General features: G+C 61.7%; 1 protein-coding gene. It reads right to left on the reverse strand.

The features are described from left to right. Positions 1-89: 89 nt before the first annotated feature. The coding region (locus SB752_RS32345; protein WP_410719487.1) for a hypothetical protein at positions 90-277 on the reverse strand (188 nt) is incomplete at its 5' end.

Raw genomic sequence — 277 nt, forward strand, 5'->3', positions numbered from 1 at the left:
GATCGCGCAGCGATGTGAAGGAGACTTCCGCCCAGTCGGGAGCCGCGGCAGTCTTTTCAGCCAGTGCACCTAAGAGCTGTTGGATCGCGCTAGATCGTTCTGGGTAGAATTCCTCGACGACCGTGGGATGGGACGAAAGCAGGCCAACGATCGACTCCCACCCGAGCACTGCCACGGGGAACTGGCCAGCCTTCACACGCCGCTCCGATACAGCCGCGACGTGTCGTTGAAGCGCCCCGTCGTTTGGAGCTGTGGTGGCAAACACCCACTGACTGAG

This window comes from Brevibacillus sp. SIMBA_040, assembly GCF_046535075.1.
In the GTDB taxonomy this organism is placed as follows: Bacteria; Bacillota; Bacilli; order Brevibacillales; family Brevibacillaceae; genus Brevibacillus.